Annotated in this window: 19 protein-coding genes and 2 tRNA genes; 18 read left to right on the top strand and 3 right to left on the bottom strand. The window is 68.9% G+C overall.

The window, feature by feature from the left end:
* Positions 1-62: 62 nt before the first annotated feature.
* Positions 63-133, bottom strand: a tRNA-Gly gene (locus ABD932_RS11685).
* Between the two features lie 153 nt (positions 134-286).
* On the opposite strand from ABD932_RS11685, the gene ABD932_RS11680 reads away from it, so the two are divergent.
* The 5 genes from ABD932_RS11680 (at position 287) to clpX (ending at position 5,091) form a co-directional block, all read left to right on the top strand.
* A tRNA-Pro gene (locus ABD932_RS11680) sits at positions 287-363 on the top strand.
* Positions 364-573: 210 nt separating this feature from the next.
* Positions 574-1,968 carry a trigger factor gene (gene tig / locus ABD932_RS11675; RefSeq protein ID WP_345011439.1) on the top strand — a complete coding sequence of 465 codons (1,395 nt, stop codon included), beginning with the start codon at positions 574-576 and terminating at the stop codon, positions 1,966-1,968.
* 319 nt (positions 1,969-2,287) lie between these two features.
* The gene (locus ABD932_RS11670) at positions 2,288-2,893 is read left to right on the top strand and encodes an ATP-dependent Clp protease proteolytic subunit (RefSeq protein WP_020136159.1); all 606 of its coding nucleotides are present in this window, start codon (positions 2,288-2,290) and stop codon (positions 2,891-2,893) included.
* Between the two features lie 50 nt (positions 2,894-2,943).
* On the top strand, positions 2,944-3,624 hold the full coding sequence (locus ABD932_RS11665) for an ATP-dependent Clp protease proteolytic subunit (RefSeq protein WP_345011437.1): 681 nt from the start codon (positions 2,944-2,946) through the stop codon (positions 3,622-3,624).
* A 180-nt stretch (positions 3,625-3,804) separates the two neighbouring features.
* On the top strand, positions 3,805-5,091 hold the full coding sequence (gene clpX / locus ABD932_RS11660; RefSeq protein WP_126392213.1) for an ATP-dependent Clp protease ATP-binding subunit ClpX: 1,287 nt from the start codon (positions 3,805-3,807) through the stop codon (positions 5,089-5,091).
* A gap of 73 nt (positions 5,092-5,164) precedes the next feature.
* Here the strand turns inward: clpX and ABD932_RS11655 are convergent, their stop codons facing one another.
* Positions 5,165-6,166: a hypothetical protein gene (locus ABD932_RS11655; protein ID WP_345011435.1), complete on the bottom strand. Its 1,002-nt coding sequence runs from the start codon at positions 6,164-6,166 to the stop codon at positions 5,165-5,167.
* Positions 6,167-6,302: 136 nt separating this feature from the next.
* Between ABD932_RS11655 and ABD932_RS11650 the strand changes: the two genes are divergently transcribed.
* The 11 genes from ABD932_RS11650 (at position 6,303) to ABD932_RS11600 (ending at position 21,914) form a co-directional block, all read left to right on the top strand.
* Complete coding sequence (locus ABD932_RS11650) at positions 6,303-8,927, top strand: valine--tRNA ligase (protein WP_345011433.1); 2,625 nt, start codon at positions 6,303-6,305, stop codon at positions 8,925-8,927.
* Positions 8,928-9,122: 195 nt separating this feature from the next.
* Positions 9,123-10,610, top strand: a complete 1,488-nt coding sequence (gene folC, locus ABD932_RS11645; RefSeq protein WP_126392210.1) for a bifunctional tetrahydrofolate synthase/dihydrofolate synthase — start codon at positions 9,123-9,125, stop codon at positions 10,608-10,610.
* A 9-nt stretch (positions 10,611-10,619) separates the two neighbouring features.
* The gene (locus ABD932_RS11640) at positions 10,620-10,976 is read left to right on the top strand and encodes a DUF4233 domain-containing protein (protein WP_345011430.1); all 357 of its coding nucleotides are present in this window, start codon (positions 10,620-10,622) and stop codon (positions 10,974-10,976) included.
* A gap of 87 nt (positions 10,977-11,063) precedes the next feature.
* Positions 11,064-11,477 carry a nucleoside-diphosphate kinase gene (gene ndk / locus ABD932_RS11635; protein WP_004001296.1) on the top strand — a complete coding sequence of 138 codons (414 nt, stop codon included), beginning with the start codon at positions 11,064-11,066 and terminating at the stop codon, positions 11,475-11,477.
* A gap of 268 nt (positions 11,478-11,745) precedes the next feature.
* Positions 11,746-12,765 (top strand): rod shape-determining protein, encoded by a 1,020-nt coding sequence (locus ABD932_RS11630; protein ID WP_005479350.1) that lies wholly within the window; start codon positions 11,746-11,748, stop codon positions 12,763-12,765.
* Positions 12,766-12,954: 189 nt separating this feature from the next.
* On the top strand, positions 12,955-13,908 hold the full coding sequence (mreC, locus tag ABD932_RS11625; protein ID WP_345011426.1) for a rod shape-determining protein MreC: 954 nt from the start codon (positions 12,955-12,957) through the stop codon (positions 13,906-13,908).
* Between the two features lie 13 nt (positions 13,909-13,921).
* Positions 13,922-14,602 (top strand): rod shape-determining protein MreD, encoded by a 681-nt coding sequence (gene mreD, locus ABD932_RS11620; protein ID WP_345011424.1) that lies wholly within the window; start codon positions 13,922-13,924, stop codon positions 14,600-14,602.
* Between the two features lie 157 nt (positions 14,603-14,759).
* Positions 14,760-17,021: a penicillin-binding protein 2 gene (gene mrdA, locus ABD932_RS11615; protein WP_345011422.1), complete on the top strand. Its 2,262-nt coding sequence runs from the start codon at positions 14,760-14,762 to the stop codon at positions 17,019-17,021.
* On the top strand, positions 17,018-18,217 hold the full coding sequence (gene rodA / locus ABD932_RS11610; protein WP_250088036.1) for a rod shape-determining protein RodA: 1,200 nt from the start codon (positions 17,018-17,020) through the stop codon (positions 18,215-18,217). Before mrdA ends, rodA begins: the two co-directional genes overlap by 4 nt.
* Positions 18,218-18,346: 129 nt before the next feature.
* Entirely contained in the window at positions 18,347-19,852 is a 1,506-nt protein-coding gene (locus ABD932_RS11605) for a CYTH and CHAD domain-containing protein (RefSeq protein ID WP_345011419.1), read from the top strand.
* Between the two features lie 88 nt (positions 19,853-19,940).
* On the top strand, positions 19,941-21,914 hold the full coding sequence (locus ABD932_RS11600; protein ID WP_345011417.1) for a TIGR03960 family B12-binding radical SAM protein: 1,974 nt from the start codon (positions 19,941-19,943) through the stop codon (positions 21,912-21,914).
* 130 nt (positions 21,915-22,044) lie between these two features.
* Here ABD932_RS11600 and ABD932_RS11595 read toward each other — a convergent pair whose 3' ends face one another.
* Positions 22,045-22,827: a DUF899 domain-containing protein gene (locus tag ABD932_RS11595; RefSeq protein ID WP_345011415.1), complete on the bottom strand. Its 783-nt coding sequence runs from the start codon at positions 22,825-22,827 to the stop codon at positions 22,045-22,047.
* Between the two features lie 234 nt (positions 22,828-23,061).
* On the opposite strand from ABD932_RS11595, the gene ABD932_RS11590 reads away from it, so the two are divergent.
* Complete coding sequence (locus tag ABD932_RS11590) at positions 23,062-24,240, top strand: phage tail tape measure protein (RefSeq protein ID WP_345011413.1); 1,179 nt, start codon at positions 23,062-23,064, stop codon at positions 24,238-24,240.
* Between the two features lie 48 nt (positions 24,241-24,288).
* The gene (locus ABD932_RS11585) at positions 24,289-25,071 is read left to right on the top strand and encodes a TIGR03936 family radical SAM-associated protein (RefSeq protein ID WP_250088024.1); all 783 of its coding nucleotides are present in this window, start codon (positions 24,289-24,291) and stop codon (positions 25,069-25,071) included.
* Positions 25,072-25,178: the final 107 nt, after the last annotated feature.

The following is a 25,178-nucleotide window of genomic DNA, read 5'->3' as shown; positions in this document are numbered from 1 at the left end:
CCGGGAAACGAGTCAGGGCCAGGCGGAGGATTACTCCTCTGACCTGGCCCTGAGCCATACAGAGCGGGCGACGGGAATCGAACCCGCGTAGCTAGTTTGGAAGACTAGGGCTCTACCATTGAGCTACGCCCGCACAGGACGCGCCGCAGGTCAGGTGACCGCGGCACTGCAGGCATCGTAGCGGGTCGTGGCCCCTCGACGCACACTCCATTGCCGTAGTCCCGGCCCTCGGGAAATGCGGCAGCCGCACTGCCTGCGGGCATGTACCCTACGTGTCGCACCAGCACGGGGTGTGGCGCAGCTTGGTAGCGCGTCCGCTTTGGGAGCGGAAGGCCGTGGGTTCAAATCCCGCCACCCCGACCATGACCGGTCACCATTGGCCACACGCGCGGCGACCTCGTGTGATCGCGTCCTGTGATCGCCTTTGAGGGCGTGTCGTCGCTGCCGTTACTATGCAAGCTGCACGCCCGTGTGTCTCTCCGTACGAAGTCACGAAGTCCTCCGGGCGGCGAATCCGCCGGACCAGTCTGGCTCCGGCAGAAACCAAGAAGTCAGCCACAAGGAGACCGAACCGTGAAGAGCGCCGTGGAGACCCTGAACCCGACTCGGGTTCGGCTCACTGTCGAGGTGCCCTTCGAGGAGCTCAAGGACAGCCTCGACGCGGCGTACAAGAAGATCAACCAGCAGGTCACGGTGAAGGGCTTCCGGAAGGGCAAGATCCCGGCGCGCGTCATCGACCAGCGGTTCGGCCGCGGTGCGGTCCTGGAGGAGGCGGTCAACGACGCGCTTCCGAAGTTCTACACCGAGGCGGTCAACGAGGCCGAGCTCAACGTCCTGGGCCAGCCCGAGGTCGACATCACCGAGCTGAAGGACGGCGAGACGCTGAACTTCACCGCCGAGGTCGACATCCGCCCGGCCATCGAGATCCCGGACTACTCCGGCATCGAGGTCGAGGTCGACGCCGTCGAGGTGACCGACGAGGACATCGAGAAGTCCGTGGAGCAGCTGCGTGAGCGCTTCGCGTCGACGTCTCCCGTCGAGCGTGCCGCCGAGGAGGGCGACGTCGTCACCATCGACCTGCAGGCCAAGGTCGACGGCGAGGTCCTCGAGGACGGCGTCGCCGACGGCGTCTCCTACACCATCGGCTCCGGTGAGCTGCTGGACGGCATCGACGACGCCGTGAAGGGCCTGGAGGCCGGTGGCGAGGCCACCTTCACCTCCGAGCTCAAGGGCGGCTCGGCGGCCGGCAAGGAGGCCGAGGTCACCGTCAAGGTCACCCAGGTCGCCGCGCGCGAACTGCCCGAGCTGGACGACGACTTCGCGCAGCTCGCCTCCGAGTTCGACACCCTCGACGAGCTCAAGGCCGACAGCCGCAAGCGCCTCGAGAACATGAAGCAGTTCGACCAGGCCACGCAGGCCCAGGAGCGCGTCCTGGAGAAGCTGCTGGAGCTCGTCGAGGTGCCCGTCCCCGAGAAGCTGCTCGAGGACGAGATCAACACCCGTAAGCACAACCTCGAGCACCACCAGCTCGGCCAGATGGGCCTCGACCTCGAGAAGTACCTCGAGATCCAGGGCAAGACGGTCGAGGAGTTCGACGCCGAGACCAAGGAAGCCGCGGTCAAGGGCATCAAGACGCAGTTCGTCCTCGACGAGCTCGTCAAGCAGGAGAAGCTGAACGTCAACCAGGAGGAGCTCACCGAGCACCTCATGCGCCGCGCCGCCTCCTCCGGCATGTCCCCCGACCAGTTCGCCCAGGCGGTCGTCGAGGGCGGCCAGGTTCCGCTCCTGGTCGGCGAGGTCGCCCGCGGCAAGGCCCTGGCCGTCGTCGTCGAGAAGGCCGTGGTCAAGGACACCAACGGCGAGGTCATCGACCTGGACGACGAGGACGAGGTCGAGCAGGCCACGGAGACGGTGGAGGCCGCCGAGGGCACCGCCGACGCCGCCGCCGAGGAGAAGTCCGAGGGCTGAGCCCACGGCGCCGAGTAGCTCGTAGGAAGGGCCCCGGGGAGGCACGATCCCCGGGGCCCTTCGACGTACCGGTGGGAGCGCGCCCCTCAGGGGCGCGAACGGCCGCGACGGACCCGCAGCCGCCCACCTGCCGAAGTCCCCACGGCTCTACGCCCCCGGCGAACACTCCCGGAACCGGGATGGCACCGCCCAGCCTGCGCGTTAGGGTCCATGAGTATGAGGGCAGGGGAGCACCCGAATCCGCTCCCGCCCCGCAGGGAACACGTGCAGACGGCCCGGCGCCGTCGTAAGACGAGCAGGTGGATACGTGACGAATCTGATGCCCTCCGCCGCCGGCGAGCCCTCCATCGGCGGTGGCCTCGGCGACCATGTCTACAACCGGCTGCTCAACGAGCGGATCATCTTCCTCGGCCAGCCGGTCGACGACGACATCGCGAACAAGATCACCGCGCAGCTGCTGCTCCTTGCCGCTGACCCGGAAAAGGACATTTACCTTTACATCAACAGCCCGGGCGGCTCGATCACGGCCGGCATGGCGATCTACGACACCATGCAGTACATCAAGAACGACGTGGTGACCATCGCCATGGGCCTCGCCGCCTCGATGGGACAGTTCCTGCTCAGCGCGGGCACCCCGGGCAAGCGCTTCGCGCTGCCGAACGCCGAGATCCTGATCCACCAGCCCTCCGCGGGCCTGGCCGGCTCGGCCTCCGACATCAAGATCCACGCAGAGCGGCTGCTGCACACCAAGAAGCGCATGGCCGAGCTCACCTCGCAGCACACCGGTCAGACGATCGAGCAGATCACCCGTGACTCGGACCGCGACCGCTGGTTCGACGCCTTCGAGGCCAAGGAGTACGGCCTCATCGACGACGTGATCGCCACGGCCGCCGGCATGCCGGGCGGCGGCGGCACCGGGGCCTGAGACCCCCGCAGCGCCCCCAGCCGACCGCCTCAGCCCCTAGGAGACAGACAGTGAACGACTTCCCCGGCAGCAGCCTGTACGACCGCTCGCGCGCCGAGTACGCGGGTCCCGTGGCCGAGTCCCGGTACGTCATCCCGCGCTTCGTCGAGCGCACCTCGCAGGGCATCCGCGAGTACGATCCGTACGCGAAGCTCTTCGAGGAGCGCGTGATCTTCCTCGGCGTGCAGATCGACGACGCCTCCGCCAATGACGTCATGGCGCAGCTGCTGTGCCTGGAGTCGATGGACCCCGACCGGGACATCTCGGTCTACATCAACAGCCCCGGCGGTTCCTTCACCGCGCTCACGGCCATCTACGACACGATGCAGTTCGTGAAGCCGGACATCCAGACGGTCTGCATGGGCCAGGCGGCCTCCGCCGCCGCCGTCCTGCTGGCCGCCGGCACGCCCGGCAAGCGCATGGCGCTGCCGAACGCCCGTGTGCTGATCCACCAGCCGTACAGCGAGACCGGCCGCGGTCAGGTCTCCGACCTGGAGATCGCCGCCAACGAAATCCTCCGGATGCGCTCGCAGCTGGAGGAGATGCTGGCCAAGCACTCCACCACGCCGATCGAGAAGATCCGCGAGGACATCGAGCGCGACAAGATCCTCACGGCCGAGGACGCGCTGTCGTACGGGCTGATCGACCAGATCATCTCCACGCGGAAGATGAACAACGCCGACGTTCGCTGACGCGGACCCGGTATTGTCTGCTGCCCCTTGGCACGGTTTGGGACGGTGCACGTCAAAGTGAACCGCGCCAAGGGGGGCCCGAACGGGGGGCCAAGCAAGGTACCGTCGACATAAGGCAGCACCAGGAGCCGCTGGATTCGAAAACGTCCAGTCGTCTCCCAGGCGAAGGGGAAGCACACCGTGGCACGCATCGGTGACGGCGGCGATCTGCTCAAGTGCTCGTTCTGCGGCAAGAGCCAGAAGCAGGTCAAGAAGCTCATCGCAGGCCCTGGTGTGTACATCTGCGACGAGTGCATCGATCTCTGCAACGAGATCATCGAGGAAGAACTCGCGGAGACCAGTGAGGTCCGCTGGGAGGAACTGCCCAAGCCGCGCGAGATCTACGAGTTCCTCGAGGGCTATGTGGTCGGCCAGGAAGCAGCCAAGAAGGCGCTCTCCGTCGCCGTCTACAACCACTACAAGCGCGTCCAGGCCGGTGAGAACGGCGGCGGCCAAAGCCGCGAGGACGCCATCGAGTTGGCCAAGTCCAACATCCTCCTGCTGGGCCCCACGGGCTCCGGCAAGACGCTGCTCGCGCAGACGCTGGCCCGGATGCTGAACGTCCCGTTCGCGATCGCGGACGCGACGGCGCTGACGGAGGCCGGGTACGTCGGTGAGGACGTCGAGAACATCCTGCTGAAGCTGATCCAGGCGGCCGACTACGACGTCAAGAAGGCCGAGACCGGGATCATCTACATCGACGAGATCGACAAGGTCGCGCGGAAGAGTGAAAATCCGTCGATCACCCGCGACGTGAGCGGCGAGGGCGTCCAGCAGGCCCTGCTGAAGATCCTGGAGGGCACCACGGCGTCGGTTCCCCCGCAGGGCGGCCGTAAGCACCCGCACCAGGAGTTCATCCAGATCGACACGACGAACGTCCTGTTCATCGTGGGCGGCGCGTTCGCGGGCCTGGAGAAGATCATCGAGTCCCGGGCCGGCGCCAAGGGCATCGGCTTCGGCGCGACGATCCGCTCCAAGCGCGAGCTGGAGGCCAAGGACCAGTTCGAGGACGTCATGCCCGAGGACCTGGTCAAGTTCGGCATGATCCCCGAGTTCATCGGCCGACTGCCCGTCATCACCTCGGTCCACAACCTGGACCGCGAGGCGCTGCTCCAGATCCTCGTCGAGCCGCGCAACGCGCTGGTGAAGCAGTACCAGCGCCTCTTCGAACTCGACGGCGTGGAACTCGACTTCGAGCGCGAGGCCCTGGAGGCCATCGCCGACCAGGCCATCCTCCGCCAGACCGGCGCGCGCGGCCTGCGCGCCATCATGGAGGAGGTCCTGATGTCGGTGATGTACGAGGTTCCCTCACGCAAGGACGTCGCGAGGGTCGTCATCACGGCGGACGTCGTCCACTCGAACGTCAACCCCACGCTGATCCCGCGCGACGCGCGCGGGCGCGGTCCCGGCGAGCAGAAGACGGCGTAACCGCACCACGGACACACGAAGGGGCCCCGGTCAACCGACCGGGGCCCCTTCGCAGTTGACGAGCCGGCGTGGGTCAGGCCTCGACGCGGATCTCCGGGCGGAGCTTCTTGGCGATGTCCGCGGCGACGTCCTTGGTGATGCCCTGCGTGGCGTCACCCGGCGTCACCATGGCGATGGTGCTGTAGTCGGCCCAGACGCAGAACCAGTCGGTCTTCTCCTTCTGGGTCAGCAGGTCCTGCCCCTTGATGCCCTGGCACTTCATGAGCGCGCCGTCCAGGTCGACCGCCTCGGGCTCACCGAGCAGCTCGGTCTTGCCCGAGCCGGTAGAGCTGGAGTCGGAGGCGCCCTTCTTGAACGCGGTGAAGAACTCGTCCAGAGCCGTCTCGGGGTCGGCGATCTCACCGTAGGCGCCGAAGACCACGATGGTCTTGTTCGTCGCGAGGTCGGACGCGTCGGGCGCGGTCGAGGGGTCGCTCGGGTCGTAGCTGCTCAGGTCGGTCGTCGAGTAGACGCTGACCACGCTCTTGCCGTTCTTGACGCCGTTCTTCGCCAGCTCGTCCGCGGTGTCGTTGTTCTTGCCCGCGGTCTCCCCGGCCGTGGGGGCCAGCGTGTACTCGTTGAGCACCTTCTCCGGCGACGCCAGCTTGTGCGCCCCGTCGTCGTCGATGGCGCCCGCGCCACCGCCCCCGCCGAAGACGAAGTACGCCCCGACACCGATCGCCACCACGACGGCCACCGCGCCGATGATCAGGCCGGCCTTCTTGTTGCCGCCACCCGGCGCCGGCGGCTGCGGCACCCCGTACGGGGCCTGGCCGTACGGCGGCTGCTGCGGCGGGACGCCCTGCGGGTAGCCGTAGCCCGGCTGGGCGGGCGGCGCCTGCTGCGGGTAGCCGTAACCGGGCTGGCCCTGGGGCTGGGCCGGGGGCTGGGGCGGCGGCGCCTGCTGAGGGTAGCCATAGCCGGGCTGGGGCGCCTGCGGCTGCTGGCCGTACGGACCGGGCTGCTGAGGCTGCCCGCCGTACGGACCGGGCTGCTGGGGCTGCCCGCCGTACGGGCCCGGCTGGTTGTAGCTCATTTCTGGGTTCCCCTCCAGATGTTTATGTGTTCCCGACATCCTGGCGCAGGCCGGGGAAGCACGTTGCATCGGGGGGCGCACCGTTACAGAACAAACGCGTTTCGGGACACCGCTGCGACACCCCTAAACTGAGCGGGTGACCGAGAACGCTCAGCAGCAGCCACCAGCGCCCAGCACCGAACTGCCGACCCAGTACGCGCCGGCCGACGTAGAGGGGCCGCTGTACGAGCGCTGGGTAGAGCGCGGTTACTTCGAGGCGGACGCGAAGAGCGACAAGCAGCCGTACACCATTGTCATCCCGCCGCCGAACGTCACGGGGAGCCTGCACCTCGGGCATGCCTTCGAGCACACCCTCATCGACGCCCTGACGCGCCGCAAGCGCATGCAGGGCTACGAGACGCTGTGGCAGCCCGGCATGGACCACGCCGGTATCGCCACGCAGAACGTCGTCGAGCGGGAGCTCGCGAAGGAGAGCAAGTCCCGGCACGACCTCGGCCGTGAGGCCTTCGTCGAGCGGGTCTGGCAGTGGAAGGCCGAGTCCGGTGGGCAGATCTCCGGTCAGATGCGCCGCCTCGGTGACGGCGTCGCCTGGTCGCGCGAGCGCTTCACCATGGACGAGGGCCTGTCCCAGGCCGTCCAGACCATCTTCAAGCGCCTCTACGACGACGAGCTGATCTACCGCGCCGAGCGCATCATCAACTGGTGCCCCCGGTGTCTGACGGCCATCTCGGACATCGAGGTCGAGTACCAGGACGACGACGGCGAGCTCGTCTCCATCCGGTACGGCGAGGGCGACGAGTCCATCGTCGTGGCGACGACGCGTGCCGAGACGATGCTCGGCGACACCGCTGTCGCCGTCCACCCCGACGACGAGCGCTACCGCCACCTCGTCGGCCGCGAGATCGAGCTGCCGCTCACCGGCCGCCGTATCCCCGTCGTCGCCGACGAGCACGTCGACCCCGAGTTCGGCACGGGCGCCGTCAAGGTCACCCCGGCGCACGACCCGAACGACTTCGAGATCGGCCAGCGTCACAACCTGCCGTCCCTCTCGGTGATGGACGAGCACGCGGTCATCACCGCACACGGCCCCTTCCAGGGCCTGGACCGTCTCGAGGCCCGCTCGGCCATCGTCGGCGCGCTGCGCGCCGAGGGCCGGATCGTCGCGGAGAAGCGGCCGTACGTCCACAGCGTCGGCCACTGTTCGCGCTGCAAGACCACCATCGAACCGCGCCTGTCCATGCAGTGGTGGGTCAAGGTCGGCCCGCTCGCCAAGGCCGCCGGTGACGCGGTCCGCGACGGCCGGGTCAAGATCCACCCGCAGGAGATGGAGAAGCGGTACTTCGACTGGGTCGACAACCTCCACGACTGGTGTATTTCGCGGCAGTTGTGGTGGGGTCACCGGATTCCGGTCTGGTACGGCCCGAACGGCGAGGTCGTCTGCGTCGGCCCCGACGACGAGGCCCCCAGCGGCGAGGGCTGGCACCAGGACACCGACGTCCTCGACACCTGGTTCTCGTCCGGCCTTTGGCCGTTCTCCACGCTCGGCTGGCCCGAACAGACCGAGTCGCTCGCGAAGTTCTACCCGAACTCCGTCCTGGTCACCGGCTACGACATCCTGTTCTTCTGGGTCGCCCGGATGATGATGTTCGGCCTGTACGCGATGGACGGCACCCCGCCGTTCCACACCATCGCCCTGCACGGCATGGTCCGCGACCAGTTCGGCAAGAAGATGTCGAAGTCCTTCGGCAATGCGGTCAACCCGCTGGACTGGATGGACAAGTACGGCTCCGACGCCCTGCGCTTCACCCTCGCCCGCGGCGCCAACCCGGGCGTCGACGTCCCGATCGGCGAGGACTGGGTCCAGGGTTCCCGGAACTTCGCCAACAAGATCTGGAACGCGACGCGCTTCGCGCTGATGAACGGCGCGACGGTGGACGGGCCCTTGCCGGACCCGTCGGTCATGTCCTCGACGGACCGCTGGATTCTCTCCCGTCTCAACTCGGTCGTGGCCGAAGTCGACGCGCTCTACGAGGACTTCCAGTTCGCCAAGCTGTCCGACGCCCTCTTCCACTTCGCGTGGGACGAGGTCTTCGACTGGTACGTCGAGCTGTCCAAGACGACGTTCCAGGCGGGCGGCGAGGCCGCCGAGGTCTCCAAGCGTGTCCTCGGCGAGGTCCTCGACGTCACCCTCAAGCTGCTGCACCCGGTGGTTCCGTTCGTCACGGAGACCCTCTGGACGACGCTGACCGGCGGCGAGTCGATCGTGATCGCCGACTGGCCGCAGGACAGCGGCTTCCGGGACTCGGCGGCCGAGCAGGAGATCGATGTCCTCCAGCGGGTCATCACCGAGGTCCGCCGCTTCCGCGCCGACCAGGGACTGCAGCCGGGCCAGCGTGTCCCGGCCCGCCTGACCCTCGACGGCACGGCCCTGGCCCCGCACGAGCCGGCCATCCGCCAGCTGCTGCGCCTCCAGCCGGAGGGCGACGCCTTCACGGCCACGGCGACGCTGCCGGTGGCGGGCGCGGAGGTCGCGCTGGACCTCTCGGGCGTGATCGACGTGGCGGCGGAGCGCAAGCGCCTCGCGAAGGACCTGGCGGCGGCCGAGAAGGAGAAGGCCCAGGCCACGGCCAAGCTCGGCAACGAGGCGTTCCTGGCGAAGGCACCGGATCAGGTGGTGGAGAAGATCCGCGGGCGGCTCGCCAAGGCCGACGAGGACATCGCCCGGATCAAGGCCCAGCTGGACAGGCTGCCGCAGGCGTAGGTGTCAGCGCGTCAATGAAGGCCCCCGGTGCCGTGCAGGCGCCGGGGGCCTTCGTGTCCCAAGGGGCGCGGCACTGTATCGATGTGCGGCTCCGCCGCGTGGGCGTGAACAGCCCCGGCGGCCCGCAGCGGCCCGACAACCCGCACCACCCCACTCCGTAGGCACTCTGTCAGTCCCCCTCCGTAGACTGACCCCGTGAGTGAGAGCGACGACCCCTTCGACGAGATCATCGCGGCAGAAACCGACCGCGACCCCGATCTCGCGGTCATCGAGGCCGGCAGCCGCACCCTGCGTACCCAGGGCGGCCCGCCGGAGGCCGACGTGCCCGCGCGCCCCGAGGACCCCGAGGTCGACAAGGCCTTGCGCGAGGTCGAGGCGGAGCTCGCGACACGCTGGGGCGAGACCAAGCTGGAGCCGTCCGTCAGCCGTATCGCCGCGCTCATGGACGTGCTCGGCGAGCCGCAGCGGTCGTACCCCTCCATCCACATCACCGGCACCAACGGCAAGACGTCGACGGCCCGCATGATCGAGGCCCTTCTCGGCGCCTTCGAGCTGCGCACCGGCCGCTACACCTCGCCGCACGTGCAGTCGGTCACCGAGCGGATCAGCCTGGACGGCGCCGCGATCTCCGCCGAGCGCTTCGTCGAGACGTACAACGACATCAAGCCGTACGTCGAGATGGTCGACGGGCAGCAGGAGTACCGGCTGTCCTTCTTCGAGGTGCTGACCGGCATGGCCTACGCCGCCTTCGCCGACGCGCCCGTCGACGTCGCCGTCGTGGAGGTCGGGATGGGCGGCGCCTGGGACGCCACCAATGTCATCGACGGTGACGTCGCCGTCGTGACGCCCATAGACCTCGACCACACCGACCGGCTCGGCACCACCCCGGGTGAGATCGCCCTCGAGAAGGCCGGGATCATCAAGCAGGACGCCACCGTGATCATGGCCCAGCAGCCGGTGGACGCCGCGCAGGTGCTGCTGAAGAAGGCCGTGGAGGTCGACGCGACCGTCGCCCGGGAGGGCCTGGAGTTCGGGGTCGTGGCGCGTCAGGTCGCCGTGGGCGGACAGCTGGTCACCCTGCGCGGACTGGGCGGCGAGTACCCCGAGGTGTATCTGCCGCTGCACGGCGCACATCAGGCGCACAACGCCGCCGTCGCCCTCTCCGCCGTGGAGGCGTTCTTCGGTGTCGGCGCCGCGCGGGCCGAGCCGCTGGACATCGACACCGTCCGCAAGGCCTTCGCCGCCGTCGCCTCGCCGGGCCGTATGGAGGTCGTACGGCGCTCTCCCACCGTCGTGCTCGACGCCGCCCACAACCCGGCCGGCGCGCGGGTGACCGCCGAGGCGATCGGGGAGGCCTTCGACTTCAGTCGGCTGATCGGCGTTGTGGGGGCGAGCGGCGACAAGAACGTGCAGGGGCTGCTGGAGGCCTTTGAGCCGATCTTCGCCGAGATCGTCGTCACGCAGAACTCCTCCCACCGCGCCATGGACGCCGACGAACTGGCCGCCATCGCCGTCGAGGTGTTCGGCGAGGAGCGCGTGCAGGTCGAGCCGCGGCTGCCGGACGCCTTGGAGGCGGCGATCACGCTGGCCGAGGAGGAGGGCGAGTTCGCGGGTGGTGGCGTGCTGGTCACCGGGTCCGTCATCACGGTCGGCGAAGCCCGGCTGCTCCTGCGGAAGGGCTGAGTCCGAAAGATGCGTACGCTCTGTTCCTCGACTCTGATCGGCGAGTTCTTCGTCATCGGCTTCGCCGGTCTGGTCGCCATGAAGGACCCCGACCTGTCCATGTCGCAGGTGTGGACGGTCAGCGGCATCGCGATGTTCCTGTGCCTGGTGCTGTGCGGCGTGGTGACCCGCCCCGGCGGCGTCGCCCTCGGCTGGGCCCTGCAGATCGCCCTCATCGCCTCGGGCTTCATCGTCCCCACGATGTTCTTCCTCGGCGCGATCTTCGCGGCGCTGTGGTGGGCCTCGGTGCACTTCGGCAGGAAGGTCGACGAGGCGAAGGCGAGGTTCGCGGCGCAGAGCGGTGAAGGCAGCCCGTCCGGGGCTTGAGCGCAAGCTGACACTGCGTAACAGGCACCTGGGTACGCACTGTAGCCTCATCCCACCGCACCACCGGCTGTAAGAAGGAGCCCCCTCGTGACCCAGCGCACCCTCGTCCTGCTCAAGCCCGACGCAGTCCGCCGCGGCCTGACCGGCGAGATCATCAGCCGCATCGAGCGCAAGGCCGGCTGGCAGATCACGGCGCTGGAGCTGCGCACGCTGGACCAGGAGACGCTGGAGCAGCACTACGGCGAGCACAAGGGCAAGCCCTTCTACGAGCCGCTGGTGGAGTTCATGGCCTCCGGCCCGGTCGTCGCCCTGATCGTCGAGGGCGAGCGGGTCATCGAGGGGCTGCGCCAGCTCGCCGGCCCGACCGACCCGATCGCCGCCGCGCCCGGCTCCATTCGTGGTGACTACGGTGTGATCGTCCGCGAGAACCTCATCCACGCCTCCGACTCCGAGGAGTCCGCCGAGCGCGAGGTGAAGATCTTCTTCCCGGGCCGCGCCTGAGCCCCTTCAACCGGCCCGATCCGGGGCGGCCGTAGAAACCCGGCCGCCCTGCGGCATATGCGTGGCGATCGAGGGAACGAGTGCCCCCGATGGCCCGTCCCTACAAGCGGGGCGGCTCGTCATCTGCTGACAATGGCGAAGACCCTCCCGCAGTGTTCGCGAAGGCGCGTCTACGATAGAAGCCTTCACGTCACAGCACCCACTTCGCCGACCTGAAAAGCCATCAAAAGCTCCCAGGAAGGCCAGACGAATCCTGATGGGGAACTCAATGTCGTTCATCGGCCGTGACATGGCTGTCGACCTCGGGACCGCCAACACGCTGGTGTACGTCAGGGGTCGCGGGATCGTACTCAACGAGCCGTCCGTCGTCGCGATCAACACCAACACCGGTGGCATCCTCGCGGTCGGCGCCGAAGCGAAGAAGATGATCGGGCGCACGCCCGGCAACATCGTTGCCGTACGTCCGCTGAAGGACGGCGTGATCGCCGACTTCGAGATCACCGAGCGGATGCTCCGCTACTTCATTCTGAAGATCCACAAGCGGCGGTATCTGGCCCGTCCGCGGGTCGTCGTCTGTGTGCCCTCCGGCATCACCGGCGTCGAGCGCCGCGCCGTCATCGAGGCGTCGTCCCAGGCCGGCGCCCGCCAGGTGCACATCATCGAGGAGCCCATGGCCGCGGCCATCGGCTCTGGCCTGCCGGTCCACGAGGCCACGGGCAACATGGTGGTCGACATCGGCGGCGGCACCACGGAGGTCGCGGTCATCTCCCTCGGCGGCATCGTCACCGCCCAGTCCATCCGTGTCGCGGGCGACGAGCTGGACAACGCGATCATCCAGCACATCAAGAAGGAGTACTCCCTTCTGCTGGGTGAGCGGACGGCCGAGCAGATCAAGATCACGATCGGTTCTGCGTACGATCTCGACGCTGACGAGCACACCGAAATCCGCGGCCGGGACCTTGTCTCCGGGCTGCCGAAGACCGTCGTCATCTCCGCGGGCGAAGTGCGCAAGGCCATCGAGGAGCCGGTCAACGCGATTGTCGACGCCGTCAAGACGACCCTCGACAAGTGCCCGCCGGAGCTGTCCGGCGACATCATGGACCGAGGAATCGTTCTGACCGGCGGCGGCGCCCTGCTGCGCGGCCTCGACGAGCGGCTGCGCCGCGAGACCGGCATGCCGATCCACATCGCCGAGGACCCGCTGGACAGCGTGGCGCTCGGGTCCGGCAAGTGTGTCGAGGAGTTCGAGGCGTTGCAGCAGGTGTTGGACGCCCAGCCGCGCAGATGACATAACTCTTCGATTCCGCCGTACGGGATGATCTCCTCTCGTACGGCGGATCGTTGATATAGAGGCATAAGCTCCACAATGAGCCTCGAAACCTCGCAGACAACTCCGCGTACAACCTCCGTATACAGAACCCCTCGGGTTTACCGGGGGTTTCCCGAATTCCTATGAGGAAGGGCACGGCCGCCGCACGTGAGGGACACACGAGAGAGCCGGCTGCTCCTGGTGCTGCTGATCGCCATCGCGTTCGCACTGATCACGGTGGACATCCGCGGCGGTGAGGATTCCCCCGTCGACGGCGCCCGGTCCGCAGCCGCAGCGGTGTTCGGCCCGATCGAGGACGGCGTGTCGGCCGGGGTGAACCCGGTCGGCAACGCGGTCGCCGCGATCCGCGACTCCGGCGAGCGCCATGACCGGCTCGCCCAGCTGGAGCAGGAGAACGCAGCCCTCAAGGCGAAGCTCGGCAGCGACGACCGTGACCGCAGCCGGCTGCGGCAGCTCGACAAGATGCTGAAGATCGCGGGCCAGGGCCAGTACGGCATCAAGGGCGCCGAGGTCATCGCCATAGGAGCGGCCCAGGGCTTCTCCTGGACGATCACCATCGACGTCGGCGCCAACGACGGCATCAAGCGCGACATGACGGTCCTGAACGGGGACGGGCTGGTCGGGCGGGTCACCACCGTCGGCCCGAACACCGCGACCGTACTCCTCGCCAACGACCCCGACTTCACCGTCGGCACCCGCATGGAATCCACCGACGAGCTCGGCTTCGCCTCCGGCCAGGGCGACCGTCCGCTGCGTGTCGAACTCCTCAACGGCAAGGCCGAGGTGAAGAAGGGCGACCGCCTCGTCACCTTCGGTTCGCAGGCCGACAAGCCCTTCGTGCCAGGTGTCCCCGTCGGCGTCGTCTCACGTGTCGACCCGTCCGGCGGCAACCTCACCCGCACCCTGTATGTCGCGCCCTACGTCGGCTTCAGCAAGCTCGACATCGTCGGCGTCGTCGTCCAGGCCCCCGAGAAGGACCCGCGCGACACGGTGCTCCCGGACAAGCCCAAGCCGACCCCGAGGCCGACCGTGACGGTCACCGTCACACCGTCCGGCGTGCCCCCGGTCGACGGCCAGAACCAGTACGAGCAAGAGCAGTAGGAGCTGAAGCCCCATGCGCGTCAACCGAATCCTGCTCTCGTCCTCGCTGGTCGTCGTCGCCCTGGTGCTCCAGGTGAGCGTCCTCGCCCGCCTCCACCTCCCGGGCGCCGTCCCCGACCTGCTGCTGCTCACCGTGCTGGGCCTCGCCCTCGTCTACGGCCATGTCGGCGGCGCCCTCGTCGGCTTCGGCGCCGGTCTGCTCGCCGATCTCGCCCCGCCCGCCGACCACGCTGCCGGCCGCTATGCGCTGGTGCTGTGCGTCATCGGCTACCTCGCCGGGCTCGTCAAACCGGAGAACGGGCGACTCAAGTCGGCCACCGGGCCGATGGTCGTCGTGGTCGTCGCCGCGATCGCCTCGACCCTGCTGTACGCCGGTGTCGGCGCCCTCGTCGGGGACACCGCCGCCCGCCATGTCGGCCTCGGCAGCCTGCTCTTCACGGCCGCGCTGTACGACCTGCTGCTCGCGCCCTTCGTGGTCCCCGGGATCATGGCGCTGGCCCGGCGCGCGGAGAACGACCCGCTCGCCGAGACCAACTCCCAGGCGAAGAAACCCAACATCTCCTCCGGCTGGCTCTCCGGCGGCACCGGCCTGCGCATCGGCAGTCAGCGCGGTGGGCTGGGCGGACTGAAGGTCAAGGCCGGGCGGGCGCGGACGGCGCGCGCCGGGCGCATCAAGGGGGTCAAGCGGCTGTGACCGCAGCAGAGTTCACCGGAACGGGTGACGATCACCGGAACCGCGCCGCGCAGGCCCGACGTTCATCACTCGTACGCAGACGGCAGTCGTTCGTTCGCACCCGGCCGTTCTTCGCGCACACCTATTCGTCCATGAGCTGAGAGGGGGAGCAGCAGACGTGACCAACATTCCCGAGACGGGCCGGACGCCACGCGTCCAGATCCGGCTCGTCGTCATCCAAGTCCTCGTCCTCTCCCTCCTCGGCACCCTCGGCGGCCGCCTGTGGTACCTGCAGATCCGCGAGGGCGACGCCTACGCCAAGGAGGCGTCGGGCAACCATGTCCAGCAGGTCGTGCAGCCCGCGGTGCGCGGGTCGATCCTGGACGCGCGCGGGGTGGCGCTGGCGGACAACGAGACGCGGTTGGTGGTGTCCGCCTCGCGCACGGATCTGCTGAAGATGCCGGACGACGGCAAGGCGGTCCTGACCAAGCTGGCGGGTGTACTGGGAATGACCCCGAAGGAGGTGAAGGAGAAGGTCCGGCTGTGCGACGCGCAGACGCCGCAGCCCTGCTGGAACGGCTCGCCGTACCAGCCGATCCCGATCACCGACGAGGCCACGCCGAAGCAGGCCCTGCAGATCCGCGAGCGCGCCGAGGACTTCCCCGGAATCACCGCCGAGCCCCAGGCCGTGCGCCGCTACCCGAGCCCCGGCGCGGCCAACACCGCCCAGGTCCTCGGCTACCTCTCCCCGGTCACGGACGAGGAGATCCAGCAGGCCCAGGACAGTGACTCGCCCTACCTGCGCTCGGACCAGGTCGGCCGCTCGGGTCTGGAGCGCGAGTACGACAAGGAGCTGCGGGGCAAGGCCGGTGTCACCCGGTACGAGGTGGACAATCTCGGCCGGGTCATCGGCCAGGCCAAGGCGGACGCCGCGCAGGCCGGCTCCAATCTCGTCACCAGCATCGACGCACGGGTGCAGCGGGTCGCCGAGTACGAGCTGAACGACGCGATGAAGCAGGCCCGCAAGGAGTGGGACCGCAACACCAATGAGCCGTACAAGGCCGACTCCGGCGCCGTGGTGGTGATGGAGGCCAAGACCGGCCGGATCGTCGCCATGGCGTCAAACCCGACCTACGACCCCAACGCCTGGGTGGGCGGCATCTCCGCCAAGGACTACACGAGGCTGACCGGCAAGGAGTCCAACTACCCGCTGCTCAACCGCGCGATCCAGGGCCAGTCCGCCCCCGGCTCGATCTTCAAGGTCGTCCCGACGGCGGCCGCGGTCAACGCCGGCTACTCCTTCGACGGCCCCTACCAATGCTCGAGCTCGTACTCGATCGGCGGCCAGGTCTTCAAGAACTTCGAGTCCAAGGGGTACGGCCCGATCAGCCTGGGGCGTGCGCTGGAGGTCTCCTGCGACACCGTCTTCTACCGCCTCTCCCACCAGGAATGGCAGCGCGACGGCGGCACGAAGCCGAAGAAGAACGCCAACGACTGGTTCTACAAGACGGCGCACCAGTTCGGCCTCGGCGCGGAGACCGGGATCGACCTGCCCAACGAGGTCACCGGGCGCATTCCGGACCGCCAGTGGAAGCAGGACTACTGGAAGGCCAACAAGGACGCCTGGTGCAAGTACGGCAAGAAGGACGGCTCGTACGCCGAGAAGATCGCCTACGAGAACTGCCTCGAAGGCAACCGGCTGCGCGCCGGTGACTCGGTCAACTACTCCATCGGCCAGGGCGACACCCTGGTCACGCCGATCCAGATGGCCACGATCTACGGGGCCATCTCCAACGGCGGCACCTTGTACGACCCCACCGTCGGCAAGGCGATCGTCAGCGCCGACGGCAAGAACGTCGAGGAGATCAAGCCCAAATCCCACGGCAAGCTGCCCATAAGCAGGCAGACGCTGGCCGAGATGGACGAGGCCCTCGCCGGCGTCGCCACCCGCGGTACCGCCGCCTGGCGGTTCGCGGACGTCGGCTGGCCGCAGGACAAGATCCCGATGCACGCCAAGACCGGTACCGCGGAGGTCTACGGCAAGCAGACGACCTCGTGGTTCGCCACGTACACCAAGGACTACGCGGTCGTCATGACGATCTCCCAGGGTGGTACGGGTTCCGGCGCCTCGGGTCCGGCCGTGCGCAACATCTACGACGCGCTGTACGGCGTCTCCGACGACGGCGCGATCGACAAGAAGAAGGCGCTGCTGCCGACGCCGCAGAAGAGCCTGCCCAAGGTCCGGACGGACGGCACCATCACCTCGCCGAAGGTCTCCAAGGACCCGGCGAAGGAGGAGCGGGCCCGCCAGAAGGGCAGCGACTCGACGGACCAGCAGCAGCTCGCCGGCACGGTGGCGACGCCGTCGGCCGAGAACCGGGACACACGGCGCAGGCGGCGGCGCAGCCGCAGGCGGGGAAGCCGAAGGATGCTCACATGACCGGCGCCAACAGCTTCCAGGTCTCCGGGTACGGGCCGGAACGGGCGGGCTGGACCCGCCTGTTCGCCCGTGACTCGCTCGCCCGCAGGCTCGACTGGACGATACTGCTGGCGGCGATCGGCCTGTCGCTGATCGGCTCCCTGCTCGTCTTCTCGGCGACCCGTAACCGCACCGAGCTCAACCAGGGCGACCAGTACTACTTCCTGGTCCGGCATCTGCTGAACGCCGGCATCGGCTTCGCCCTGATGATCGGCACGGTCTGGCTCGGCCACCGCACCCTGCGCACCGCCGTGCCGATCCTGTACGGCGTCTCGGTCTTCCTGATCCTGCTGGTGCTCACCCCGCTCGGCTCGACCATCAACGGCGCCCACTCCTGGATCAAGCTTCCCGGCGGTTTCTCCCTCCAGCCCTCGGAGTTCGTGAAGGTCACGATCATCCTGGGCATGGCGATGCTGCTGGCGACGAGAGTGGACGCGGGCGACAAGCAGTACCCCGACCACCGCACGGTCGTGCAGGCCCTGGGCCTGGCCACCGTGCCCATGCTGATCGTGATGCTCATGCCCGACCTCGGCTCGGTCATGGTGATGGTCGTGATCGTGCTGGGCGTGCTGCTCGCGTCCGGTGCCTCCAACCGCTGGGTCTTCGGGCTGATCGGCACGGGGACGATCGGTGCGATCGCGATCTGGCAGCTGGGAGTTCTGGACGACTACCAGATCGCCCGTTTCGCGGCCTTCGCCAACCCCGAGCTCGACCCGGCGGGCGTCGGCTACAACACCAACCAGGCGCGTATCGCGATCGGTTCGGGCGGGCTCACCGGCTCGGGTCTGTTCCACGGCTCGCAGACGACCGGCCAGTTCGTGCCGGAGCAGCAGACCGACTTCGTCTTCACGGTGGCGGGGGAGGAGTTGGGCTTCGTCGGCGGCGGGCTGATCATCCTGCTCCTCGGTGTGATCCTGTGGCGGGCCTGCCGGATCGCGCGGGAGACGACCGAGCTGTACGGGACGATCGTCGCGGCAGGGATCGTGGCGTGGTTCGCCTTCCAGTCGTTCGAGAACATCGGGATGACGCTGGGGATCATGCCGGTGACCGGTCTGCCGCTGCCGTTCGTGTCGTACGGAGGGTCGTCGATGTTCGCGGTGTGGGTGGCGGTGGGGTTGTTGCAGTCGATCCGGGTGCAGCGTCCGATGTCCGCGTAGCGCCGGGCCGGACCGGGGTCCGAACCCCGAGACCGAGCCATCGGCTGCCCTGCCGCCATCGCCCGTTTGCCCGGTGTCCATGTCGGGTGGGCCCTGTTATCACGTCGTGACACCAACTAGATTCGGGTCATGGCGGACACAAAGCGCGAGATCGAGCGGAAGTACGAGTCCGACGAGAGCGGCCTGCCCGATCTGACCGGCGTCGCCGGGGTCGCGGCGGTCATCGACAAAGGTGTCGCGCAGTTGGACGCCACCTACTACGACACCGTGGACGAACGCCTCGCCGCGTCGTCCGTCACCCTGCGGCGCAGGACGGGCGGCTCCGACGCGGGCTGGCATCTGAAGTTCCCCGTCAGCCCGGGCGTACGGGACGAGATCCAGGCCCCGCTGTCCGACACCCTGCCCGGCGACCTCGCCGGACTCGTCCGCTCCCGGGTCCGGGACGCCGAGCTGGTGCCTGTGGTCCGGCTGCGTTCCGAGCGCGATGTGCGGGACCTCGTCGACACCGAGGGCCGGGTGCTGGCCGAGGTCAGCGTGGACGCCGTACGGGCGGAACGCCTCAGCGGTGGCAGTGGCACCGCACAGTGGACCGAGATCGAGGTGGAGCTGGCCGACGACGTCGACCCGGTCCTGCTCGACAAGGTGGAGAAGCGGTTGCGCAAGGCGGGGGTACGGCCGTCGAAGTCGACGTCGAAGCTCGCGCGCGCCCTGGCCGAGACCGCCCCGAAGAAGAAGCTCGCTTCCGGGTCCGCCGAGGAGGCCGTGACCGCCGGCGATCACGTGCTCGCGTACGTCCGCGCCCAGCGGGACGCGGTCGTCGAGCTCGATCCCGCGGTGCGCCAGGACGTCGAGGATTCCGTCCACAGCATGCGCGTCGCCACCCGCCGGTTGCGCAGCACCTTCAAGTCCTTCGGCAAGGTCCTGGACCGGGCGGTCACCGACCCGATCGGTGATGAGCTGAAGTGGCTGGCCGGCGAGCTGGGCGTGGACCGGGACCGCGAGGTGCTGAACGAACGCCTGTCGGCCGCTCTCGACGAGGTGCCCTCCGGGCTGGTCTCCGGTCCGGTCGCCGAGCGTGTGAGCAAGTGGGCGGGTGACAGCCCCGGCGGGGCGAGCGGCCGGCTGATCGGGGTCCTGGACTCCCACCGCTACCTGGCCCTGCTCGACACCCTGGACGCGTTGCTCACCGACCCGCCGCTGCGGAAGGCGGCCGGGAAGAAACCCGGCAAGGTGCTGCCCAAGGCCGTGAAGAAGGACTTCCGCAAGGTGACCGGGCTCGTCGAGCAGGCGCTGGAGCTGGACCCCGGCAGCGACCGGGACGTCGCCATCCACGAGGCCCGCAAGAAGACCAAGCGCACCCGTTACGCGGCGGAGGCGGCCACCCCGGCGCTCGGCAAGCCGGCCAAGGACCTGGTCAAGACCATGAAGTCCTTGCAGAACCTGCTCGGCGAGCACCAGGACAGCGTCATGGCCCGCGGGACCCTGCGCGAGCTGTCCGCGGTCGCGCACGCGGCCGGGGAGAGCGCCTTCACGTACGGCCTGCTGTACGGGCGTGAGGAGCAGCGTGCGGCGGCCGTGGAGGCCGAGCTGCCCGGGTTCTGGGCCGGCACCAAGGGCGCGGCGGAGGTCCTCTGAGCGTTCGGACGTACGGGGGGTGTCCGCGGTCGCGTTAGGCTAGATGGTCACCCCTGTCAGTTCAGTCCAGCTCACGAAGGTTCGCGACATGCCTGCCGAAGCCGCTGCGGCCGCCGAGTCCGTGTTCCCGCAGCTCGAAGCTCTGCTCCCGCATGTGCAGAAGCCGATCCAGTACGTCGGCGGAGAGCTCAACTCCACGGTCAAGCCGTGGGAGTCCTGCGACGTCCGCTGGGCGCTCATGTACCCCGATGCCTACGAGGTCGGACTGCCCAACCAGGGCGTCATGATCCTTTACGAGGTCCTGAACGAGCAGGAGGGCGTCCTCGCCGAGCGCACGTACAGCGTGTGGCCGGACCTGGAGGCGCTGATGCGGGAGCACGGCGTCCCGCAGTTCACGGTGGACAGCCACCGCCCGGTGAAGGCCTTCGACGTGTTCGGCCTGTCCTTCTCCACCGAGCTCGGCTACACCAACATGCTCACGGCCCTGGACCTGGCCGGTATCCCGCTGGAGTCCAAGGACCGGACCATCGACGACCCGATCGTCCTGGCCGGCGGCCACGCGGCCTTCAACCCCGAGCCGATCGCCGACTTCATCGACGCCGCCGTCATCGGCGACGGCGAGCAGGCCGTGCTCGACATGACGAAGATCATCCGCGAGTGGAAGGCGGAGGGCTGCCCCGGCGGCCGCGAGGAGGTCCTCTTCCGCCTCGCCAAGACCGGCTCGGTGTACATCCCGGCGTTCTACGACGTCGAGTACCTCGCGGACGGCCGTATCGCCCGAGTCGTGCCGAACAAGTCGGGCGTCCCGTGGCGGGTGTCCAAGCACACCGTCATGGACCTGGACGAGTGGCCGTACCCCAAGCAGCCCCTCGTGCCGCTCGCCGAGACGGTCCACGAGCGCATGTCGGTGGAGATCTTCCGCGGCTGCACCCGAGGTTGCCGCTTCTGCCAGGCGGGCATGATCACGCGCCCGGTGCGCGAGCGCTCGATCACCGGCATCGGCGACATGGTCGACAAGGGCCTGAAGGCGACGGGCTTCGAGGAGGTCGGCCTCCTCTCGCTGTCGTCGGCGGACCACAGCGAGATCGGCGACATCGCGAAGGGTCTGGCCGACCGCTACACGGAGGACAAGATCGGCCTGTCCCTCCCCTCCACCCGCGTCGACGCCTTCAACATCGACCTGGCGAACGAACTCACGCGCAACGGCCGCCGCTCCGGTCTGACCTTCGCCCCCGAGGGCGGCTCGGAGCGCATCCGTAAGGTCATCAACAAGATGGTCTCGGAAGACGACCTGATCCGGACCGTCGCGACGGCGTACGGCAACGGCTGGCGCCAGGTGAAGCTGTACTTCATGTGCGGCCTGCCGACGGAGACCGACGACGACGTCCTGCAGATCGCCGACATGGCGACGAAGGTCATCGCCAAGGGCCGCGAGGTCTCCCGCTCCAACGACATCCGCTGCACGGTCTCCATCGGCGGCTTCGTCCCCAAGCCCCACACCCCCTTCCAGTGGGCCCCGCAGCTCAGCGCGGAGGAGACGGACGCCCGCCTGGAGAAGCTCCGCGACAAGATCCGCGGCGACAAGAAGTACGGCCGCTCCATCGGCTTCCGCTACCACGACGGCAAGCCCGGCATCGTCGAGGGCCTGCTGTCCCGCGGCGACCGCCGGATCGGCGCCGTCATCCGCGCGGTCTACGAAGACGGCGGCCGCTTCGACGGCTGGCGTGAGCACTTCTCGTACGACCGCTGGATGCAGTGCGCGGACAAGGCGCTGGCCCCCTTCGGCGTCGACGTCGACTGGTACACGACGCGTGAGCGGACGTACGAGGAGGTCCTTCCCTGGGACCACCTGGACTCCGGCCTCGACAAGGACTGGCTCTGGGAGGACTGGCAGGACGCCCTCGACGAGACCGAGGTCGAGGACTGCCGGTGGACGCCGTGCTTCGACTGCGGCGTGTGCCCGCAGATGGACACCCACATTCAGATCGGCCCCACGGGCAAGAAGCTGCTCCCGCTGACGGTCAAGAACGCGGGGCCGGTGCCCAGCGGGCACGCGCACTGAAGGGTCGAGGCGCTCGATCCGGCGGTTGATGGCCCCGGACCTCGCTGACGCCTCGTACGGCGCCCCTGAGCCCCCTCTGGATCGAGAGATCCAGAGGGGGCTCAAGGTTTACTCCCACGCCGAAGGCGCGTCAGTGGTGATGACCCTGCCGGCCCAGGGTCTCCACAGGGGTCGCGCCGGGGCGGGTCCACTGCGGGACGGGGCGGCTGGTCGGGCCCCAGGTGGCGTTGCCGTCCGCGTCCGAGCGCCAGGACCAGCACGGGTCGCTTCCCTTGGGCCGGCCCTCGGGGTTGTCCTCCCATGCCTCGCCGCGGCCGTAGGGCGTCATGTCGAGCAGGCCGAGGGACCCGTTGACCCGCTCGTTGCCGCGGCCCGTCGTGGAGTAGGTGAGGAACACGCGGTCGCCTTCGCGCAGGAAGCAGGCGAGGTAGCCCATCTCGCCGCCGACCGGCTCCGCCACGTCGCGCACCGAGTACCAGGGCTGGGTGTAGCCCATGAACGCGACGTAGGAGGCCACTTCGTCCCACGGGCCCGTGGTCAGGACGGCGAACGAAACGCCGCGGGCGTTGAGGTAGACGGCGTCCTTGAGGTGCCAGGCCGTGGTGGTGCAGCCCTCGCACTGCCCCTGGTGCGGCGCCCCGTCGTACCACATGTGCTGGTAGACCACGAGCTCGTCGCGGCCCTGGAACAGGTCCAGGAACGGGACCGGGCCGTCAGGTCCGACGACCTCGACCGCCCCGTCGAACTCCACCATCGGCAGCCGGCGGCGGGCCGCGGCGAGGGCGTCTCCCTCGCGGGTGTAGGCCTTCTCGCGGACCAGGAGCTCGTCACGGGCGGCCTGCCAGGTGGCCAGGTCGACGACGGGAGGGCGGCCGGGCAGCGCGGCGGTCGGGTCACTGGGCGTGGTCGTCATGGCGTCCTCCGTGATGTCTCGTGCCGGGCGGTGTCGTACGACGGCGTTCCACGACATCAGAAGAGACCCGCGGACCGGCCGGAACTAATCGCGGGACGCCTCGCCCGCTCCTTCACCGAACCAAAGGACAAAAGCCGAGGCCATCCCTGCCTTCGCCTGGCGGCGGCCGCGCGACGGCCTCGGCTTTTGTCCTTGCTCTGCATCCGCCCAGGCCGTTCAGGCGTCTACGACGGTATGGATCTCGAAAAGCCGCCACCACCGCGCCAGGAACCCGAAGGGTGTCTGGTCGTCGCGATTCGCCTGCCGGTGCGGATCGTCGTGCTCGTACTGGTCATGCCGGTGCGGATGGCGTGGGACGCGCTCGTCGTTGCCGGGCGGTTTCTGAACGACACGGTGTTGCGGCCGGTGGGGCGGGCGCTGCTGTGGCTCGGGCGGGCGGTGTTCGTGTGGCCGTTCGTGGGGCTGTGGCGGTATGTGGTCGTGCCCGTGGCGAAGGGGCTCGCCTGGCTGGGGAACGTGCTCGTCGTCGTGCCCGCGGTGTGGCTGTACCGGTATGCGCTGACTCCGGTGGGGCACGCGTGCGCGTGGGTGGCGCGTGGGATCGGAGCAGGACTCGCGTGGGTGGCGCGTGGGATCGGCGCAGGGCTCGCCTGGGTTGCGCATGGGATCGGCGCAGGGCTCGCGTGGCTCTACGCGCGCGTGCTCACGCCCGTCGGGCATGCGGTGATGTGGGTCCTCAAGGGGCTCGGTACGGTGCTCGCCGCGATCGGGATCGGCGTGTTCGGCGTGGTGGCGTGGCTGGTGAGGTATCTGGTCGTCGTCCCCGCCCTGTGGGTGTACGAGTGGATCCTCACGCCCGTGGGGCGGGCGATCGCCTGGTGCGCCCGGGGCCTCGTATGGGCCGTGAGCACAGTCGTCACCGGGATCGGGACCGCCCTGTACTGGATCGTCCGTGTGCTGTTCGTGCTGCCCGCGCTGGGCCTGTACCGGTGGGTTCTCGCGCCCGTCGGCCGGCTGTTCGCCGTCATCGGCAGGGAGATCTGGGACGCGCTCGGGCACGCCTGGCGGGTCGCCGGGCGGCTCTCGCTCGCCGTCGGCCGGTTCCTCGCGACTCTGTTCCGGTGGACGTTCGTCGAGCCGGTGCGGTGGGTGTACCGGACGGTGCTCACGCCGGTCGGGCATGTCGTACGGGACATGGTGCTGCGGCCCGTCGCCGAGGCGGCGCGCAGCGTGGGGCGGGCCACCCGGCAGGCCCTCACGGCCGCCCGCGAGTCCGTACGGCAGGCCCGCGCCGACTTCCGGCGGATGCTGTTCGGGGAGCCGAAGCAGCGGGAGGTGGTCGCCCGGCGGGAACCTGAGGGCCGTGAGACACGTACTCTTGGTAGCAGTACGACCGCTCTCACGAAGGACTGAACGACACTGGGCAAGCGACAGCCCGAAGGCCCGCCGCCCGCACCTGCGGTGCAGCGCATCCGACTGCGCTACACCAAGCGCGGCCGCCTCCGGTTCACCAGCCACCGTGACTTCCAGCGCGCCTTCGAGCGTGCGCTGCGCCGTGCCGAGGTGCCGATGGCGTACTCGGCGGGGTTCACGCCGCATCCGAAGGTGTCGTATGCCAATGCCGCACCCACCGGCACGGGCAGTGAGGCGGAGTACCTGGAGATCGCGCTCACCGAGGCGCGCGATCCGGAGCAGTTGAGAGTGCTCCTCGACGAGTCGATGCCCGCCGGGCTCGACGTCATCGAGGCGGTCCAGGCCCGGACCTCCGGGCTCGCCGACCGTCTCACGGCGTCCGTCTGGGAGCTGCGGCTCGACGGTGTGGACCCGGCCGAGGCCGGGCGCGCGGTCGCCGCTTTCAACGCCGCCGATGCCGTCGAGGTCCAGCGCATGACCAAGAACGGCGTGCGCACCTTCGACGCCCGTCCGGCGGTCGTCCACCTGGAAAGCACCGAAGGAACAGAAACGCACAGTTCGACGGCTGATAGGCCGACCGACCAGCCCTGTGCGATACTGCGGCTGGTTGTTCGGCACGTGACGCCTGCCGTACGACCCGACGACGTCCTGTCCGGTCTCCGCGCCGTGGCCGACCTGGCGCCGCCGGTCCCCGCAGCGGTGACCAGGCTGGCGCAGGGGCTGTTCGATGAAGAGACCGGCACGGTGACCGACCCGCTCGCGCCCGACCGCGAGGCAGCGACGGCCCCATCCGAGGCCGAGACCGCTGCCGCCGCGACGGCGCCGGCGTAAGGAAGGTTCCGCGTAGGGACGTACGTCGAAGCGCCGCCCTCGTACTCGGGAGCCACCTGGGTCGGGCAGCGCACCGACCAGAAGACTTTCGCCAGGCCGTGCGCATG

Source organism: Streptomyces shaanxiensis (assembly GCF_039537145.1).
GTDB lineage: Bacteria > Actinomycetota > Actinomycetes > Streptomycetales > Streptomycetaceae > Streptomyces > Streptomyces shaanxiensis.
This window is presented reverse-complemented; position numbering and strand designations above follow the sequence as displayed.

Excerpts from the sequence above, each read along its gene's own strand:
- ABD932_RS11670 (WP_020136159.1), top strand. The coding sequence starts at position 2,288 with ATGCCCTCCGCCGCCGGCGAGCCCTCCATCGGCGGTGGCCTCGGCGAC.
- ABD932_RS11655 (WP_345011435.1), bottom strand. The coding sequence starts at position 6,166 with ATGAGCTACAACCAGCCGGGCCCGTACGGCGGGCAGCCCCAGCAGCCC.
- ABD932_RS11640 (WP_345011430.1), top strand. The coding sequence starts at position 10,620 with ATGCGTACGCTCTGTTCCTCGACTCTGATCGGCGAGTTCTTCGTCATC.
- ABD932_RS11630 (WP_005479350.1), top strand. The coding sequence starts at position 11,746 with ATGTCGTTCATCGGCCGTGACATGGCTGTCGACCTCGGGACCGCCAAC.
- mreD (WP_345011424.1), top strand. The coding sequence starts at position 13,922 with ATGCGCGTCAACCGAATCCTGCTCTCGTCCTCGCTGGTCGTCGTCGCC.
- rodA (WP_250088036.1), top strand. The coding sequence starts at position 17,018 with ATGACCGGCGCCAACAGCTTCCAGGTCTCCGGGTACGGGCCGGAACGG.
- ABD932_RS11605 (WP_345011419.1), top strand. The coding sequence starts at position 18,347 with ATGGCGGACACAAAGCGCGAGATCGAGCGGAAGTACGAGTCCGACGAG.
- ABD932_RS11600 (WP_345011417.1), top strand. The coding sequence starts at position 19,941 with ATGCCTGCCGAAGCCGCTGCGGCCGCCGAGTCCGTGTTCCCGCAGCTC.
- ABD932_RS11595 (WP_345011415.1), bottom strand. The coding sequence starts at position 22,827 with ATGACGACCACGCCCAGTGACCCGACCGCCGCGCTGCCCGGCCGCCCT.
- ABD932_RS11590 (WP_345011413.1), top strand. The coding sequence starts at position 23,062 with ATGGATCTCGAAAAGCCGCCACCACCGCGCCAGGAACCCGAAGGGTGT.